15 protein-coding genes and 2 tRNA genes are annotated in these 16,709 nt (G+C 59.8%); 12 read left to right on the top strand and 5 right to left on the bottom strand.

Annotation, left to right across the window (positions count from 1 at the left end; all coding sequences use genetic code 11):
* Positions 1–65: 65 nt before the first annotated feature.
* The 3 genes from leuA to ACQ4WY_RS22280 form a co-directional block, all read right to left on the bottom strand.
* Entirely contained in the window at positions 66–1,772 is a 1,707-nt protein-coding gene (gene leuA, locus ACQ4WY_RS22290) for a 2-isopropylmalate synthase (protein WP_353657749.1), read from the bottom strand.
* 352 nt (positions 1,773–2,124) lie between these two features.
* On the bottom strand, positions 2,125–2,412 hold the full coding sequence (locus ACQ4WY_RS22285) for a barstar family protein (protein ID WP_436505952.1): 288 nt from the start codon (positions 2,410–2,412) through the stop codon (positions 2,125–2,127).
* Complete coding sequence (locus tag ACQ4WY_RS22280) at positions 2,409–3,071, bottom strand: hypothetical protein (protein ID WP_436505951.1); 663 nt, start codon at positions 3,069–3,071, stop codon at positions 2,409–2,411. The genes ACQ4WY_RS22285 and ACQ4WY_RS22280 overlap by 4 nt, the downstream gene beginning before the upstream one ends.
* Before the next feature lie 170 nt (positions 3,072–3,241).
* On the opposite strand from ACQ4WY_RS22280, the gene ACQ4WY_RS22275 reads away from it, so the two are divergent.
* The 6 genes from ACQ4WY_RS22275 to ACQ4WY_RS22250 all read left to right on the top strand — a co-directional run bounded on the left by ACQ4WY_RS22275 (position 3,242) and on the right by ACQ4WY_RS22250 (position 10,400).
* The gene (locus ACQ4WY_RS22275) at positions 3,242–4,153 is read left to right on the top strand and encodes a patatin-like phospholipase family protein (RefSeq protein ID WP_436505950.1); all 912 of its coding nucleotides are present in this window, start codon (positions 3,242–3,244) and stop codon (positions 4,151–4,153) included.
* A gap of 59 nt (positions 4,154–4,212) precedes the next feature.
* Entirely contained in the window at positions 4,213–4,620 is a 408-nt protein-coding gene (locus ACQ4WY_RS22270; RefSeq protein WP_034786036.1) for a GlcG/HbpS family heme-binding protein, read from the top strand.
* A 295-nt stretch (positions 4,621–4,915) separates the two neighbouring features.
* Positions 4,916–6,094: a glutamine-hydrolyzing carbamoyl-phosphate synthase small subunit gene (gene carA, locus ACQ4WY_RS22265; RefSeq protein WP_436505949.1), complete on the top strand. Its 1,179-nt coding sequence runs from the start codon at positions 4,916–4,918 to the stop codon at positions 6,092–6,094.
* Positions 6,087–9,317 (top strand): carbamoyl-phosphate synthase large subunit, encoded by a 3,231-nt coding sequence (gene carB, locus ACQ4WY_RS22260; RefSeq protein ID WP_077402818.1) that lies wholly within the window; start codon positions 6,087–6,089, stop codon positions 9,315–9,317. Before carA ends, carB begins: the two co-directional genes overlap by 8 nt.
* A 163-nt stretch (positions 9,318–9,480) precedes the next feature.
* Complete coding sequence (gene greA, locus ACQ4WY_RS22255; protein WP_010397233.1) at positions 9,481–9,957, top strand: transcription elongation factor GreA; 477 nt, start codon at positions 9,481–9,483, stop codon at positions 9,955–9,957.
* Positions 9,957–10,400, top strand: a complete 444-nt coding sequence (locus tag ACQ4WY_RS22250; RefSeq protein WP_436505948.1) for a DUF4149 domain-containing protein — start codon at positions 9,957–9,959, stop codon at positions 10,398–10,400. The genes greA and ACQ4WY_RS22250 overlap by 1 nt, the downstream gene beginning before the upstream one ends.
* Before the next feature lie 98 nt (positions 10,401–10,498).
* Here the strand turns inward: ACQ4WY_RS22250 and ACQ4WY_RS22245 are convergent, their stop codons facing one another.
* Positions 10,499–10,969: a YhbY family RNA-binding protein gene (locus ACQ4WY_RS22245; protein ID WP_010397237.1), complete on the bottom strand. Its 471-nt coding sequence runs from the start codon at positions 10,967–10,969 to the stop codon at positions 10,499–10,501.
* A 42-nt stretch (positions 10,970–11,011) separates the two neighbouring features.
* On the opposite strand from ACQ4WY_RS22245, the gene ACQ4WY_RS22240 reads away from it, so the two are divergent.
* From ACQ4WY_RS22240 to ACQ4WY_RS22215, 6 genes are all read left to right on the top strand, one after another.
* Positions 11,012–11,695 (top strand): RlmE family RNA methyltransferase, encoded by a 684-nt coding sequence (locus tag ACQ4WY_RS22240; RefSeq protein WP_034757436.1) that lies wholly within the window; start codon positions 11,012–11,014, stop codon positions 11,693–11,695.
* Between the two features lie 202 nt (positions 11,696–11,897).
* Positions 11,898–13,778, top strand: a complete 1,881-nt coding sequence (gene ftsH, locus ACQ4WY_RS22235; RefSeq protein WP_353657743.1) for an ATP-dependent zinc metalloprotease FtsH — start codon at positions 11,898–11,900, stop codon at positions 13,776–13,778.
* A gap of 103 nt (positions 13,779–13,881) precedes the next feature.
* On the top strand, positions 13,882–14,715 hold the full coding sequence (gene folP / locus ACQ4WY_RS22230) for a dihydropteroate synthase (RefSeq protein ID WP_436505947.1): 834 nt from the start codon (positions 13,882–13,884) through the stop codon (positions 14,713–14,715).
* A 40-nt stretch (positions 14,716–14,755) separates the two neighbouring features.
* Entirely contained in the window at positions 14,756–16,093 is a 1,338-nt protein-coding gene (gene glmM, locus ACQ4WY_RS22225; RefSeq protein WP_436505946.1) for a phosphoglucosamine mutase, read from the top strand.
* An 80-nt stretch (positions 16,094–16,173) separates the two neighbouring features.
* Positions 16,174–16,250, top strand: a tRNA-Pro gene (locus ACQ4WY_RS22220).
* A 94-nt stretch (positions 16,251–16,344) separates the two neighbouring features.
* Positions 16,345–16,419: transfer RNA gene (locus ACQ4WY_RS22215), tRNA-Arg, on the top strand.
* Between the two features lie 70 nt (positions 16,420–16,489).
* Here ACQ4WY_RS22215 and ACQ4WY_RS22210 read toward each other — a convergent pair.
* The gene (locus ACQ4WY_RS22210; protein ID WP_436505945.1) at positions 16,490–16,669 is read right to left on the bottom strand and encodes a hypothetical protein; all 180 of its coding nucleotides are present in this window, start codon (positions 16,667–16,669) and stop codon (positions 16,490–16,492) included.
* Between the last annotated feature and the right edge of the window lie 40 nt (positions 16,670–16,709).

Here is a 16,709-nt window from a genome sequence, read left to right as displayed (position 1 = left end):
GAAAAAGCGGCACGGCGATCAAGCCGTACCGCTTTTTCTCCCTATGAGGGATGCCAGAGTCGTGCTCAGGCGGCGTTGGCCGCCACGTCGGCTGCTGTTGTTTTTTCCGCTTCCGTTTGCCCGATGCGGCGGTTCACGGCCGACAGCACGGCCTTGAACGAAGCGGTAACGATATTACTGTCGATGGCGGCGCCGAACAGGGTCGGGCCGTTATCGAGGCGCAATTCCACATAGCAAGCCGCTTGCGCGTTGGCGCCGGAGCCGATCGAGTGCTCATGGTAATCCATCAGTTTGATGTCCAGGCCCAGCGCATTGACGAAGGCATCGATGGGACCGTTGCCGCCGCCTTGCAGGGCCAAAGGCGTCTGGCGGTGCGACAGGCTGATGTCGATTTGCACGGACTCGTCGCTGCTCGTGTCTTCCACCATGCGGTGCGAGGAGTAGGCGTACGGCGCTGTCTGCTCCAGGTATTCCTTCTGGAAGATTTCATGGATATCCTGCGCGGCGATTTCGCGGCCCGTGGCGTCGGCCACGGCTTGGACGGCGCGCGAGAATTCGATCTGCAGGCGGCGCGGCAACACCAGGCCGTATTCCTGTTCCAGCAAGTACGCCATGCCGCCCTTGCCGGACTGGCTGTTGACGCGGATCACGGCGTCGTAGCTGCGGCCCAGGTCGGCCGGATCGATCGGCAAGTACGGTACTTCCCAGATGCTGTCCGGTTGTTGCTTGGCGAACCCTTTCTTGATCGCATCCTGGTGTGAGCCGGAGAATGCCGTAAACACGAGGTCGCCCGCATACGGGTGGCGCGGGTGGACGGGCAACTGGTTGCACTCTTCCACGCACTTGCGCACGGTATCGATGTCGGAGAAATCCAGGCCCGGGTGCACGCCCTGCGTGTACAAATTCATCGCCAGGGTCACCAGGTCGACGTTGCCGGTGCGCTCGCCATTGCCGAACAAACAGCCTTCGACGCGGTCGGCGCCCGCCATTACGGCCAGCTCGGCCGACGCGACGGCCGTGCCGCGGTCGTTATGCGGGTGCACGCTGATGATGATGGAATCGCGGCGCGCCAGCTTGCGCGACATCCATTCGATCTGGTCCGCATACACGTTGGGCGTGCTGCATTCCACGGTCGATGGCAAGTTGATGATCATCTTGTTGGCCGGCGTCGGCTTCCAGATGGCGCTGACGGCGTCGCAGATATGCTTGGAGAAATCGAGCTCGGTGGTGGAAAACGATTCCGGCGTGTATTCAAAGCCCCATTCCGTTTCCGGATGCTGTGCCACCAGCTGTTTCACGAGGGTGGTGCCGGTGGTGGCGATATTCGTGATTTCTTCACGCGACATGCCGAACACGACCTTGCGGAACACGGGCGCCACGGAGTTGTACAGGTGGACGATGGCGCGCTTGGCGCCGACGACGGACTCCACCGTGCGGCGTATCAATTCTTCGCGCGACTGGGTCAGCACGATGATGGTGACGTCGTCCGGGATGCGGCCTTCATCGACGAGCTTGCGGACGAAATCGAAGTCCGTCTGCGATGCCGATGGGAAGCCCACTTCGATTTCCTTCAGGCCGATGGCGATCAGCATCTCGAAGAACCGCAGCTTCTTTTCCGCGCTCATCGGCTCGATCAGCGACTGGTTGCCGTCGCGCAAGTCGGTGCTCATCCAGATAGGTGGTTTGCTGATGATCTGGTTCGGCCATTGACGGTCGGTCAATTTGACGGGAGGAAAGGCGCGGTATTTGGAAGCTGGGTTTTGCAACATCATGATCGGGTACTCCTGAAGATAGGGGGAAATCAATGGTTGTGGCGCAAGCTTGCCGGGCGGCCACGCAACACTAGGCCAGGCAAGCGATCGGTAGCGGTAGCAGTGCGACAGCGATGCCAGCAGGGGCGGTCGCAGTGGGAATTACGTGTACGAATGGGGATGGTGCAAACATCATCAAACCTTCCAGGGTTTTTGAAACACGCCGGCGTGTGGCCAAGCGAAGCAATGCGGCAAACTTATGCGCGTGCTAGATGTAGTCGCGATAGCGACAGCAGGGAAGGGGAGGAATGTTTGAAGGAGGACATGCACTTAATGTACGGGAAGTTGGGCGGGGCTGTCAAGCGTTTCCGTTCTACATGTAATGCACGTGTGTCGCCCCGTCCGGCGCATCTTGCGCCATGCGCGCCAGTATGCGCTGCAGGATGGCCGCATCGCGCGGCAGCCGTTCTTCCAGCGCCTGCCACCCTGTGAATTGTAACTGTTGCGGCATTTCCACCAGGCCCGTGATGGCATCCCAGAACGCATCCCAGTTCATGCCGTAGATGGCAGGAAAGGCCAGCGCGGCTGCCAGGGCGGCATGCAGCTGGCGCGCGGTATTGATATCGCTCAAGTCGATGCTGATATGGGCTGGCCGGTTCACAGTATGCCCTTGAGCAGGTTCTGCAGGTTCTGCCGCATGCCGTCCACCACCGTCTCGTGCCGATCGAGGATGGAGGAGGCATCCTGGAACGGTGCCGGGTCGAGGTACAGGCGCGGTAAGTCGGCCACGGGCACGCCACGGGGGCCGCCGCGCAGGATGTCGTCCACATGCCTGTTGATCGAGTTGACGGCCGCGTGGATGCGCGGCGTCGCGGACGCGGCCAGGCAGGTGGCTAGCGCCGCATCGAGGGCGGCGCGCGAGGGCGCTTGCGGCAGCACGGGCGCGGCGATCTGTTCCAGCGGTGACATGTTGGCGGCCGGCTTGCGGTAGGCATGCAGGGCATCGAGCGCCATCAGCCGGTGCGGGCCGCCGCGCTGCAGCCAGTCCAGGATGCGTGGCCACGGTGTGTCCAGCAGCGCTGCCGCCACGCCCCATTGCCCCGCCACGGGCGAGCCAACATTGGCATCGATCCAGTCGAGGGCGGCAGGGGTGCCCGTGTAGGCCAACAGGATGGCGTTCGACGAGCGCAGCGCGGGCGCCTGCGTGGCGAGGATGGCGGTCAGCCAGGCGAGGGCGCCGTCGGGCGATAGCTGCGATAACTGTTGCGCAAACGGTGCGTGCAGGGCACGGCTGTCGGAAAATTGCAATTCTTCGGACATGTTGATTGAGAGTAAAGACCAGGCGTCAGTCTAGCAGCCGGAGTGGCGCGCACGATTCTGAATCTTGTCACCATAAACATTTAAGACAGCCTTCAGTGCGGGCGGCCCCGCTTGCGCTACAATCGGCTCTCCTTTGTTGCCACTGCCGCGCGCGGTTCTCTTCTGCCACTATGTTCCCTAAACGCCTGACCCTGCTTGCCCTGGCCGCCTTTGTGCTGGCCGGCTGCGATACCACCGCCCCGAAACCCGTCCAAGTATTGACGCCACCCGAGCCCATCGTCGTCACGCCGCGCAAGATCAGGATCGGCTTGGCGCTGGGAGGCGGCGCGGCGCGCGGTTTCGCGCATATCGGCGTGATCAAGGCGCTCGAATCGCAAGGCATCCAGGCTGACATCGTCACCGGCACCAGCGCCGGCAGCGTGGTGGGGGCCTTGTATGCGGCGGGCAACTCCGGCTTTGCCCTGCAAAAGATGGCGTTCGACATGGACGAGGCGGCCATTTCGGACTGGGCCTTGCCCCTGTTCGGCAAGTCGTCCGGCGTGCTCAAGGGCGAAGCGCTGCAAAGCTATGTCAACAAGGCTGTCGGCGGCGTGCCGCTGGAAAAACTCAAGATACCGTTTGGCGTAGTAGCGACCGATTTGAAAAATGGCCAGCCGATCCTGTTCCAGCGCGGTAACACCGGCATGGCCGTGCGCGCCTCGTCGGCCGTGCCCGGCGTGTTCCAGCCCGTGACCATTGCCGGCCACACCTATGTCGATGGCGGCCTTGTCGCTCCTGTGCCCGTGCGCTTTGCGCGCGACATGGGCGCCGATTTCATCATCGCCGTGAATATTTCGTCGCAAACGGATACGCAGAAGGCCATCAGCTCGATGGAAGTGCTGATGCAGACCTTCGCCATCATGGGGCAGCGCATCAATCAGTTCGAATTGAAGGATGCGGATGTGGTGATCCAGCCCAGCCTGGGCACCATGAAGGGCAACGATTTCAACAGCCGCAACCAGGCCATCCTGGCGGGCGAGCAGGCGACCTTTGCCGTCATGGCGCAGCTCAAGCAAAAACTGAAAGCCAAGCGCGAGCAGTAAGCGATCGCGCCGCTACGCATTTCGTATACAATTTTGATTCAACATAACAAGGATGCACCATGCAATCGAAACCGATTTTGACCCTGGACGACGTAAAGAAAATCGCTGCCGCCGCCGAAGCGGAAGCGGTCAAGAATAACTGGGCGGTCACGATCGCCATCGTCGACGACGGCGGCCACCTGCTGTGGCTGCAGCGCATGGATGGCGTGGCGCCGATCTCGTCGCACATCGCTCCATCGAAAGCCAAGACGGCAGCGCTGGGCCGCCGCGAATCGCGCATCTATGAAGAGATGATCAATGGCGGCCGCGTGTCGTTCCTGAGCGCGCCAGAAATCGACGGCTTGCTCGAAGGCGGCGTGCCTATCGTGTTCGACGGTCACTACGTGGGCGCCGTCGGCGTCTCGGGTGTGAAATCGGCGGAAGATGCGCAAATCGCGAAAGCTGGTATTGCAGCTTTGACGGCCTAAGTAGTAGCCGCAGTTGGAGAACTAGCCGCCCCGCGCAAGCCGGGCGGCTTTTTTCATGGGGCACAGGCTTTATGCTGCTGCGCAAAAAAATGCCGGGTTTTCTGAATTTTCTTCCTTGTGGAAAAGCTTCCTTTTGGTTATAATTCAAAGGTTTAGCCAATCACACATATACCGTAGCGACTACCCATCCCCTCATTCAAAATGACCGTTGAAACACCCTGAGTGCATCTGGCTCGGGTATCTAGGCGGTCAGTCTGACGTGGCGCAGCTACGGTAACTTTATCAGGAGTTGCCCTTGCCGCCATTTTTTTCTGGCCCTGCCGTTCCAGCCATATTAGCGCTTGCTGATGGAACGATCTTTAAAGGTTTTTCGATCGGTGCCGCCGGTCATACCACGGGTGAGGTTGTTTTCAACACCTCGATGACCGGGTATCAGGAAATCCTTACCGACCCAAGCTATTGCCGCCAGATGGTCACCCTGACCTATCCGCATATCGGCAATACGGGCGTCAATCCGGAAGACGTCGAATCTTCCAAGGTACACGCCGCTGGCCTCATCATCCGCGATCTGCCATTGCTGGCATCTAATTTCCGTTCCACCCTTTCCCTGTCCGATTACCTGAAAGCTGAAAATATCGTCGCCATCGCCGGCATCGATACACGCAAGCTCACGCGCATCCTGCGTGAAAAAGGTGCGCAGGGCGGCGCCATCCTCGTCGGTACGCAAGGCAATGAGCCATCCGCCGCGCAAGCGCTGGAACTGGCCCGCTCCTTCCCCGGCTTGGCAGGCATGGACCTGGCCAAGGTAGTGTCGGCCCCGGCCGCCTATGAATACCGCGAAACGGAATGGACCTTGGGCGAAGGTTACGGCCAACTGGCGGACGCCGACGCGAAATACCACGTGGTTGCCTTCGACTACGGCGTCAAGCGCAACATCCTGCGCATGCTGACGGCACGCGGCTGCAAGGTCACCGTGCTGCCCGCGCAAGCCACCGCTGCCGACGCCCTGGCGCTGAATCCGGACGGCATCTTCCTGTCGAACGGCCCTGGCGATCCGGAACCATGCGACTACGCCATCGCGGCGACCAAGGAGCTGATCGAGAAGGGCATCCCGACCTTCGGCATCTGCCTCGGCCACCAGATCATGGCTTTGGCTTCCGGCGCAAAAACGCTGAAGATGAAGTTCGGCCACCACGGCGCCAACCACCCGGTACAAGACCTGGAAACCAAGCAAGTCTTGATTACCTCGCAAAACCACGGTTTCGCAGTCGACGCGGCAACCTTGCCCGCAAACTGCCGCGTGACCCATGAATCGCTGTTCGACGGCTCCCTGCAGGGCTTTGCCCGCACGGACAAGCCGGCCTTCTGCTTCCAGGGCCACCCTGAAGCGTCGCCGGGCCCGATGGATGTTGCTTACCTGTTTGACCGCTTCATCAATTTGATGGCTGCGGAGGAGAAAAAGAAAAATGCCTAAACGTTTAGATATTAAAAGTATTCTGATTATTGGCGCTGGCCCGATCGTGATCGGCCAGGCCTGCGAATTCGATTATTCCGGCGCGCAAGCGTGCAAGGCCCTGCGCGAAGAGGGCTACAAAGTCATCCTGGTCAACAGCAATCCTGCGACCATCATGACGGATCCGGAAATGGCCGACGTGACCTACATCGAACCGATCACCTGGTCGGTCGTTGAGCGCATCATCGCCAAGGAGCGTCCTGACGCGATCCTGCCGACGATGGGCGGCCAGACGGCGCTGAACTGCGCGCTGGACCTGTTCAACAATGGCGTGCTGGCAAAATACAACGTCGAGCTGATTGGCGCGTCGCCGGAAGCCATCGACAAGGCGGAAGACCGTTCCAAGTTCAAGGACGCGATGACCAAGATTGGCCTCGGTTCGGCACGTTCCGGCGTGGCGCACTCGATGGAAGAATCGTGGGCCGTGCAGCGCACCCTGGGCTTCCCGACCATCATCCGTCCATCGTTCACCATGGGCGGTTCCGGCGGCGGCATCGCCTACAACGAAGAAGAATTCGAAACCATCTGCAAGCGCGGCCTGGAAGCATCGCCGACGAAAGAACTGCTGATCGAAGAATCGTTGCTGGGCTGGAAAGAGTACGAGATGGAAGTGGTGCGCGACAAGGCGGACAACTGCATCATCATTTGCTCGATCGAAAACCTTGACCCGATGGGCGTGCACACGGGCGACTCCATCACGGTGGCGCCGGCGCAAACCTTGACGGACAAGGAATACCAGATCATGCGCAACGCCTCGCTGGCAGTGCTGCGCGAGATCGGCGTCGACACCGGTGGCTCGAACGTGCAATTCTCGATCAACCCTGTCGATGGCCGCATGATCGTCATCGAGATGAACCCGCGCGTATCGCGTTCGTCGGCCCTGGCATCGAAAGCGACGGGTTTCCCGATCGCGAAAATCGCCGCCAAGCTGGCCGTCGGTTTCACCTTGGACGAGCTGCGCAATGAAATCACGGGCGGCGCCACGCCGGCATCGTTCGAACCGTCGATCGATTACGTCGTCACGAAGATCCCCCGTTTCACGTTCGAGAAATTCCCGACCGCCGACCACCACCTGACGACGCAGATGAAATCCGTCGGCGAAGTGATGGCGATCGGCCGTACCTTCCAGGAATCGTTCCAGAAAGCCTTGCGCGGCCTGGAAGTGGGCGTGGACGGCATGAACGAAAAGACCAAGGACCGCGAAAAGATCGAAGAAGAACTGGGCGAGCCTGGTCCTGAGCGCATCTGGTACGTGGGCGATGCGTTTGCCCAGGGTTTCACCCTGGAAGAAGTGCACAATCTGACCAAGATCGACCCATGGTTCCTGATACAGATCAAGGAAATCGTCGACCTGGAACTGTGGCTCGATACGCAGAAGCTGGAAAACCTGGACAAGAACACCCTGTACAAGTTGAAACAGAAGGGCTTCTCGGACCGCCGCCTGGGCTTTTTGCTGCAGACGACCGACACGGCCGTGCGCCAGCAGCGCCATGCGCTGAACATCCGTCCCGTCTACAAGCGCGTCGATACCTGCGCGGCCGAATTTTCGACCGACACGGCGTACATGTATTCCACCTACGACGAAGAGTGCGAATCGAATCCGACCGACAAGAAAAAGATCATGGTTTTGGGCGGTGGCCCGAACCGTATCGGCCAGGGTATCGAGTTTGACTATTGCTGCGTCCACGCGGCCCTCGCCATGCGCGAAGACGGCTACGAAACCATCATGGTCAATTGCAACCCAGAAACGGTTTCGACCGACTACGATACCTCGGACCGCCTGTACTTTGAGTCCCTGACGCTGGAAGACGTGCTGGAAATCGTCGCCATCGAAAAACCGGTGGGCGTGATCGTGCAGTACGGCGGCCAGACTCCGCTGAAACTGGCGCTGGACCTGGAAGCCAATGGCGTACCGATCATCGGCACCTCGCCGGACATGATCGATGCGGCCGAAGACCGCGAGCGTTTCCAGCAAATGCTGCACAAGCTGGAACTGCGCCAGCCGCCTAACCGCACCGCGCGCACGGAAGCCGACGCTTTGGCGCTGGCGCAGGAAATCGGTTACCCGCTGGTCGTGCGTCCATCGTACGTGCTGGGCGGGCGCGCCATGGAAATCGTTCACGAGCAACGCGACCTCGAGCGCTACATGCGCGAAGCCGTCAAGGTCTCGCACGATTCGCCAGTATTGCTGGACCGCTTCCTGAACGACGCCATCGAGTGCGACGTCGATTGCATCTCCGACGGCGAAACGACGTTTATCGGCGGCGTGATGGAACACATCGAACAGGCTGGCGTGCATTCGGGCGACTCGGCTTGCTCCTTGCCACCATATTCGCTGGCGCCGGAAACCATTGAAGAACTGAAACGCCAGACGGCGCTGATGGCCAAGGGCTTGAACGTGGTCGGTCTGATGAACGTGCAGTTCGCCATCCAGAAGCAGGAAATCGACGGCGAAATGAAAGACGTCGTCTTCGTGCTGGAAGTCAATCCACGCGCTTCGCGCACCGTGCCTTTCGTCTCGAAAGCCACCGGTTTGCAACTGGCGAAGATCGCCGCGCGCTGCATGGTCGGCCAGTCGCTGGCCTCGCAAGGCATCACGCAGGAAGTCGTGCCGCCATACTTCAGCGTCAAGGAAGCCGTGTTCCCGTTCGTCAAGTTCCCTGGCGTGGACACCATCCTGGGCCCTGAAATGAAATCGACGGGCGAAGTCATGGGCGTCGGCCTGACCTTCGGCGAAGCGTTTGTGAAATCGCAACTGGGCGCGGGCGTGAATCTGCCAAAATCGGGCAAGGTCTTCATCAGCGTGAAAGCGTCGGACAAGCCCCGCGCCGTGCAAGTGGCGCGTGACCTGGTCGAGTCCGGTTTCACCGTGGTCGCCACCAAGGGCACCGCCGCCGTGATCGCTGCTGCCGGCATCGCCGTCACGCCAGTGAACAAGGTGATCGAAGGCCGTCCGCACGTGGTCGACATGATCAAGAACCATGAAATCGTGCTGGTGATCAACACCGTGGAAGAAAAGCGCAGCGCCATCGTCGATTCGCGGGCCATCCGCACCTCGGCTCTGGCGTCGCGCGTGACGACCTACACCACCATCGCGGGCGCGGAAGCGGCTGTCGAAGGCATCCGCCATCTGGATGAGTTGCGTGTGTACGATTTGCAAGGTCTGCACAAGACCTTGAACTAAGTGCGTTTGCAGTGGCCGCCGTTAGGCGGTACACTGCATGCTTATCAACCACAGAGTTCCGTGCAGAGCAGCGCGCGGCCTCTGTGGTTTTCACTTGGTAAGTCCGTTAACCGTGACAAAACACGGACGACGGCGCCGATAACTAGCAGATAGTAGAGATAACATGACCTCAGTCCCATTGACCAAATACGGCGCAGAACTCTTGAAAGAAGAGCTGCATCATTTGAAGACCAAGGAACGCCGCATCGTCATCGATGCGATCGCCGAAGCGCGTTCGCACGGCGACCTGTCGGAAAACGCCGAGTACGATGCCGCCAAGGAACGCCAAGCGTTCGTCGAAGGCCGCATCGCCGAACTCGAAGGCAAGCTGGGCGCAGCGCAAATCATCGACCCGACCGCGCTCGACGCGGAAGGCCGCGTGGTCTTTGCCTCGACCGTGAACCTGGAAGACCTGGAATCGGGCCAGAAAGTCACCTACCAGATCGTGGGCCTCGATGAAGCCGACCTGAAAAAGAACAAAGTGTCCGTAACGTCCCCGATCGCCCGCGCGCTGATCGGCAAGTACGCCGGCGACGTGGTGGAAGTGCAGGCGCCGTCCGGCCCGCGCGAATACGAAATCCTGGAAGTACTGTACATCTGATGTTGAGCCGCGTGCGCCTCCTCGTTGCCACCCTGTGGGCTGGCAGCCTGTGGACCATCGGTTTCATCGTGGCGCCGACCTTGTTTGGCACCCTGAGCGACCGCGTGCTGGCAGGTAATATCGCCGGCAGCATGTTCCGCGCCGAGGCCTGGCTGTCCATCGTCTGTGCCTTGATACTGCTGGCCTTGCTGCAGTGGAGCCCCGGCGCGCTGGAGCTCAAGCGCCGCCGCCTGCTGGCAGCGCTGGTGCTATCAATGCTGGTGTGCGCGCTGCTCAGCCATTTCGGCATTTCGCCCCTGATGGCTGAACTCAAGGCGCAAGCCCCGTCGGGCATCATGGACGAAGCCATGCGTAGCCGCTTTGGCATGCTGCATGGCGTGTCGACCGTGATCTTTGCCGTGCAAAGCTTGCTGGCGGGCGTGCTGATCTGGAAACAGCAGTAATCTTGAATTAGCAGCAATAAAAAAGCGGAGCAGGGAATATCCCGTGCTCCGCTTCTTGTTTCAAGCCCGGCTGCCTTGCGGTTGCCGGGTGAACAGGCTTACTTGCTGCCCAGTGCGCTTTTCTTGGCGCTTTTCTGACGTGGCTTGGCACGCTTGATGGAACCGCCTTCGGTAACGCGCTCATTGCCCTTGATCATGACTTTCGTCACGCTCGGGCGCTTGGTGCCGCTGGCGCTGGCCTTGACGATGGTCACTTCGCGCATGCCTTTGCCGGCGCTGACCTTCTCCTTAACCACTTCTTTTTTCGGACGGTAGATTACCAGCAGTTTGCCAATATGTTGTACCGGGGCGGCGCCGAGATTGCCGCAAATCGTATCGTACATTCCGACGCGGGCTTCGCGGTCGTCGCCGAACACGCGGACTTTAATCAGACCGTGCGAATCCAGGCCAAGGTCGATCTCTTTGAGTACAGCAGGTGTCAAGCCCGCTTCGCCAATGATGACGATAGGCTTCAGCGCGTGTGCTTCGGCGCGCAGTGCGCTGCGCTCTACGGGTGTAAGTTTTAGCATAATAATATTTAGTAATTCCCTTAAAAGCAGTATTCTACGCGAATGGCAAAGAAGAAATTAAACAAAAACTGGTTGCACGACCACATAAATGATCCTTATGTGAAGTTGGCGCAAAAAGAGGGCTACCGCGCCCGGGCAGCATACAAGCTCAAAGAAATCGATGAAGACGAGAAACTGATCAAACCTGGCCAGGTGATTGTCGACCTTGGTTGCACTCCTGGCAGCTGGGCCCAGTACACGCGGCGCAAGCTGGCCGGCAAGGACGGCGGCGGGGTCAATGGTACCCTGATTGGCCTGGATATGCTGGAAATGGAGCCGATCGCCGATTTCCATTTCATCCAGGGCGACTTCCGCGAAGCGCGCGTGCTGCGCCAGCTGGAAGTGGTGTTGCAGGGCCGCAAGGTCGACCTGGTCCTGTCGGACATGGCGCCCAACCTGTCGGGCATCGCCACGGCGGACGCCGCGCGCATGGAACATTTGATCGACCTGGCCATCGAATTCTCGCAATTGCACCTGAAGCCGTCTGGCGTACTGCTGGTGAAATGCTTTAAAGATATGGGGTTTAGCCAGATCGTGGAGAAATTCCGCGCTGAATTCAAGGTCGTGGTGCAGAAAAAGCCCAAGGCCAGCCGCGATAAATCGTCGGAAATCTTCCTGATGGGCCGTGGAATCAAGAATCCGCTGAAAAATGCCGTGGAAGAAGACGATTCCGCCCTTGATATTTAAGCGGGAATCCGCACATGGGAACGAGAAGTGCAGTAGCGTCTGATGGTATAAAAGCCTAAATTGTTTATACTGCATTTTTTTGCGTGAACGCGATTTTTTCGCGCGCACGGATCGGCGGGCTTTGGCACGGCCCGCTTATTGCGAGTAAAATCGTGTTTCTAGCTATAGGTAAAGAGATGCGCACTGCATCCAAGGAGTCTTCGTGAATAACATGTTTTCCAAATCTGCCATCTGGGTAGTCGTATTGCTGCTGTTGTTTATGCTGTTCAAGCAATTCGACAGTCATGGCGCCACAGGCGGCAGCAAGGCCATCGCTTATTCCGATTTGCTGGATGAAGTCAAAGCCAAGCGCGTCAAGGATGTCGTGATCGAAGGTTCGTCGATCACCGCCAAGCTGATGGACGACACCAAGGTGCGTACCACCGCCACCAGCCTCGACAAGGGCCTGATCGGCGACCTGCGCGACAATGGCGTGCATTTCGATGTGCGTCCGCCTGAGGAAGCGTCTTTCCTGCAAACTATTTTTGTTTCCTGGTTCCCCATGCTGCTGTTGATCGGCGTCTGGGTATTCTTCATGCGTCAGATGCAAGGCGGCGGCAAGGGCGGGGCATTCTCGTTCGGCAAGTCGAAGGCACGCATGATGGATGAAGCCAGCAACACCGTCACCTTCGCCGATGTCGCCGGTTGCGACGAAGCGAAAGAAGAAGTCAACGAAGTGGTCGACTTCCTCAAGGATCCGAGCAAATTCCAGAAACTGGGCGGCCGCATTCCCCGCGGCGTGCTGATGGTCGGTCCTCCGGGCACGGGTAAAACCCTGCTGGCGCGCGCCATTGCCGGCGAAGCCAAGGTGCCGTTCTTCTCGATTTCCGGTTCCGACTTTGTGGAAATGTTCGTCGGCGTGGGTGCTAGTCGTGTCCGCGACATGTTCGAAAACGCGAAAAAGCATTCGCCGTGCATCATCTTCATCGATGAGATCGACGCTGTCGGCCGTCACCGTGGCGCCGGCATGGGCGGCGGCAATGACGAGCGCGAACAGACCTTGAACCAGTTGCTGGTCGAGATGGACGGTTTTGAAGCGAACTCCGGCGTGATCGTCGTGGCCGCCACCAACCGCGCCGACGTGCTCGACAAAGCCTTGCTGCGTCCAGGCCGTTTCGACCGCCAGGTGTCCGTCGGCTTGCCCGATATCCGCGGCCGCGAGCAGATCTTGAACGTGCACATGCGTAAAGTACCTATCAGTACCGACGTGAAAGCCGATATCCTGGCCCGCGGCACCCCTGGTTTCTCGGGCGCGGACTTGGCCAACTTGGTCAACGAGGCAGCCCTGTTCGCCGCCCGCCGCAGCAAGCGCCTGGTGGAAATGGCCGACTTCGAAGATGCGAAAGACAAGATCTACATGGGTCCTGAGCGTAAATCGATGATCATCCGCGAGGAAGAGCGTCGCAATACGGCTTACCATGAGTCCGGTCACGCAGTCGTCGCCAAGTTGCTGCCGAAGGCTGATCCCGTACATAAAGTGACGATCATGCCGCGGGGCTGGGCCTTGGGCCTGACCTGGCAGTTGCCGGAACACGACAATCTGTCCGCCTACAAAGACAAGATGCTGGAAGAAATTTCCATCCTGTTCGGTGGCCGTATCGCCGAAGAGATTTTCGTGGGACAAATGTCCACCGGCGCGTCGAACGACTTCTCGCGTGCTACCAAGCTGGCCCGTTCCATGGTGACCCGCTTCGGCATGTCCGACAGCATGGGCGTGATGGTCTACGAAGACAGCGAAAACGAAGGTTTCTTCGGTGGCGCCACCAAGACGATCTCGGAAGCGACCCAGCAAAAGGTCGATGCTGAAATCCGCAACATTCTCGACAAGCAATACGCTTTGGCGCGCACCTTGCTGGAAGGCAACCGCGACAAGGTTGAAATGATGACCAAAGCCTTGCTGGAATGGGAAACCATTGATGCAGAGCAAATCAACGACATCATGGCCGGCCTGGAGCCGCGTCCACCGAAAGTCATCCCGCCACGCCGCAATGCGGGCGACAGCGGCACGGGCGGCATCTCGCCAAACGTGACGGCACCAGCCTGATAGCGGCCGCCCTGACCGGCGGCGCGCAATCAAAAGGGTAAGGAGCGATCCTTGCCCTTTTTCGTTGGCGCGCCAGATTTCCCTGACGACTACAAAGATTCACATGCGACACTATTTGCAATTCGGCCGTTTCGGCTTCAACCTGCAGGGCACGCAGGCGCTGGTGATGGGTATCCTGAACATCACGCCTGACTCGTTTTCCGATGCGGGCCAGTATCAACACCTGGAATTTGCCATTTCGCGCGCCGAGCAGATGATGCTTGATGGCGTCGACATCATCGACATCGGCGGCGAATCGAGCCGCCCCGGCGCGCCGCCGTTGCCGCTGCAAGATGAATTGCAGCGCGTCATGCCCGTACTGTACGCCTTGCGCGACTGCGGCAAGCCCCTGTCCGTCGATACGTACAAACCCGAAGTGATGCGCGAAGCCATCCTGGCGGGCGCAGACATGATCAACGATATCAACGGTTTCCGCGCGCCGGGTGCCATCGATGCCGTGCGGGACAGCGATTGCGCGCTGTGCATCATGCACATGCAAAGCGTGCCGCAAACCATGCAGGACCAGCCGCAGTACGAGGACGTGGTGCGCGAAGTCATCGACTTCCTGCGCGAGCGCATAGCGACGATGACGGCGGCCGGCATTGCCCGCGAGCGCCTGTGCGTCGATCCCGGCTTTGGTTTTGGCAAGACGGTGGAGCAGAACTATGCCTTGCTGCGCGCCACGCGCCAGTTGCGCAGCGAGCTGGACCTGCCTGTGCTGGTCGGCCTGTCGCGCAAGTCGATGATCGGCGCCGTCACGGGACGTCCCGTCGAGCAGCGCCTGGCCGGCAGCGTTGCCGGTGCGCTTGCTGCGGTAGCGCAAGGTGCGGAAATTATCCGTGTGCATGATGTAGCAGAAACCGTCGATGCACTGAAGGTCTGGCGCATGGCGCACTGAGCCTGTAAGATTTATCATAAACAACAAAAAGAGAAATACTATGACGCGTAAATATTTTGGCACCGATGGCATCCGCGGCCTGGTGGGCACGGCTCCGATCACCCCCGATTTTGTCATGCGCCTCGGTTATGCTGCCGGCAAGGTGCTGGCCAAGTCGCAAGGCGGCAAGGTGCGCCCGACGGTGCTGATCGGCAAGGACACGCGCATTTCCGGCTATATGCTGGAAGCGGCGCTGGAAGCGGGCCTGTCGGCCGCGGGCGTGGACGTGATGCTGGCCGGCCCCATGCCGACCCCGGCAATCGCTTACCTGACGCGGGCGCTGCGCCTGTCGGCCGGCGTCGTCATTTCCGCTTCGCACAATCCCTATCATGACAATGGCATCAAGTTCTTTTCCGGCCAGGGCACCAAGCTGCCTGACAGCGTGGAACTGGAAATCGAAGCGGCGCTCGACGAGCCCATGGCCTGCGTGCCCTCGGACAAGCTGGGCCGCGCCAAGCGCCTGGACGATGCCCAGGGCCGCTACATCGAATTTTGCAAGGGCACTTTCCCGAACGAACTGGACTTGCGCGGCCTGAAGATCGTCGTCGATTGCGCGCACGGCGCCGCCTACCATATCGCCCCACACGTGTTTCATGAGCTGGGCGCGGAAGTCATCGCCATCGGCAACAAGCCCGACGGTTTCAACATCAATGCGGGCTACGGCGCCACTGCGACCAAGGCCATGGCCGAAGCCGTCGTCGAGCACGGCGCCGATCTCGGTATCGCCCTCGATGGCGACGCCGACCGCCTGATCATGTGCGACGCCACCGGCCGCATGTATAACGGCGACGAGTTGTTGTACGTCATGGTCAAGGACCGCCTTGCGACGGGCTCCGTAGCTGGCGCCGTGGGTACTCTGATGACCAATATGGCGCTGGAAGTGCTGTTCAAGCAGCAGGGCATCGGCTTTGCGCGCGCCAAGGTGGGCGACCGCTATGTGCTGGAAGTGATGAAGGAAAAGGGCTGGATACTGGGCGGCGAGGGCTCGGGCCATTTGCTGTGCCTGGACAAGCACACGACCGGCGACGGCATCGTCTCCGCACTGCAAGTATTGTCCGCGCTCAAGCGTAGCGGCCAGAGCCTGCAGCAATGCCTGGCCGAACTGGTGCTATTCCCGCAAACCCTGATCAACCTGCGCGTGGCGCCTGGTTTTGACTGGCAGAAAAATGCCGCCATGGTGGCCGAGAAAGAACTGGTCGAGGCCGAGCTAGGCGACACGGGCCGCGTGCTGATCCGCGCGTCGGGCACCGAACCGCTGATACGCGTGATGGTGGAAGCCAAGGACAAGGACAAGGCCGAGTCGATGGCGCGCCGCATCGCCGACAAGGTCGCTGTTTAAGGCAGGGATCGATAGTTATTTCCATCTAATTCGTCTATGGCAATTGACGAAATTGGGTGGGGGCGTTATTATCTTGTCTTCGGAGTGTGGCGCAGCCCGGTAGCGCACCTGGTTTGGGACCAGGGGGTCCAAGGTTCGAATCCTTGTACTCCGACCAAAGTCATAAGCGGGCTGTCAGAAATGACAGCCCGTTTTCTATTCCGCGCAGGCATTTCATTGCTAGCGCGCATGGATTAAAATACTGCACCTCTCCGCCCATCGTTCAACGGATAGGACAACGGTCTTCTAAACCGTGAATGGGGGTTCGATTCCCTCTGGGCGGACCAGTTTCATACTGGTCACGGCTTGCGCCATGCAGCCGCTTCTTCTCTCTTTCCTGTCTATCAGCACGCGGCCCTAAGGCTGCGCAAACAGCACCACACTCAGCAAATACAGCAGTGGCGCCGCGCACAGCAGCGCAGACAATACCGACAGCACTTTCTTGCTCGCCAAGCGCGCCAGGCGCAGCCGTTCGCGCACGGGCAAGTGCTGGCGCAGCATGCTGCGCGTGCGTGGCTGGAATGGGGATTCATGCATGGAAGCTCCTTCGCAAGGATGGTGGTGCCAGCCAGCATAG

Source organism: Janthinobacterium salmonicoloratum (genome assembly GCF_051380845.1).
GTDB classification, from domain to species: domain Bacteria; phylum Pseudomonadota; class Gammaproteobacteria; order Burkholderiales; family Burkholderiaceae_D; genus Janthinobacterium; species Janthinobacterium lividum_F.
This window is presented reverse-complemented; position numbering and strand designations above follow the sequence as displayed.

Excerpts from the sequence above, each read along its gene's own strand:
- leuA (WP_353657749.1), bottom strand. The coding sequence starts at position 1,772 with ATGATGTTGCAAAACCCAGCTTCCAAATACCGCGCCTTTCCTCCCGTC.
- ACQ4WY_RS22280 (WP_436505951.1), bottom strand. The coding sequence starts at position 3,071 with ATGTCCGAAGAATTGCAATTTTCCGACAGCCGTGCCCTGCACGCACCG.
- ACQ4WY_RS22275 (WP_436505950.1), top strand. The coding sequence starts at position 3,242 with ATGTTCCCTAAACGCCTGACCCTGCTTGCCCTGGCCGCCTTTGTGCTG.
- ACQ4WY_RS22270 (WP_034786036.1), top strand. The coding sequence starts at position 4,213 with ATGCAATCGAAACCGATTTTGACCCTGGACGACGTAAAGAAAATCGCT.
- carB (WP_077402818.1), top strand. The coding sequence starts at position 6,087 with ATGCCTAAACGTTTAGATATTAAAAGTATTCTGATTATTGGCGCTGGC.
- greA (WP_010397233.1), top strand. The coding sequence starts at position 9,481 with ATGACCTCAGTCCCATTGACCAAATACGGCGCAGAACTCTTGAAAGAA.
- ACQ4WY_RS22250 (WP_436505948.1), top strand. The coding sequence starts at position 9,957 with ATGTTGAGCCGCGTGCGCCTCCTCGTTGCCACCCTGTGGGCTGGCAGC.
- ACQ4WY_RS22245 (WP_010397237.1), bottom strand. The coding sequence starts at position 10,969 with ATGCTAAAACTTACACCCGTAGAGCGCAGCGCACTGCGCGCCGAAGCA.
- ACQ4WY_RS22240 (WP_034757436.1), top strand. The coding sequence starts at position 11,012 with ATGGCAAAGAAGAAATTAAACAAAAACTGGTTGCACGACCACATAAAT.
- folP (WP_436505947.1), top strand. The coding sequence starts at position 13,882 with ATGCGACACTATTTGCAATTCGGCCGTTTCGGCTTCAACCTGCAGGGC.
- glmM (WP_436505946.1), top strand. The coding sequence starts at position 14,756 with ATGACGCGTAAATATTTTGGCACCGATGGCATCCGCGGCCTGGTGGGC.
- ACQ4WY_RS22210 (WP_436505945.1), bottom strand. The coding sequence starts at position 16,669 with ATGCATGAATCCCCATTCCAGCCACGCACGCGCAGCATGCTGCGCCAG.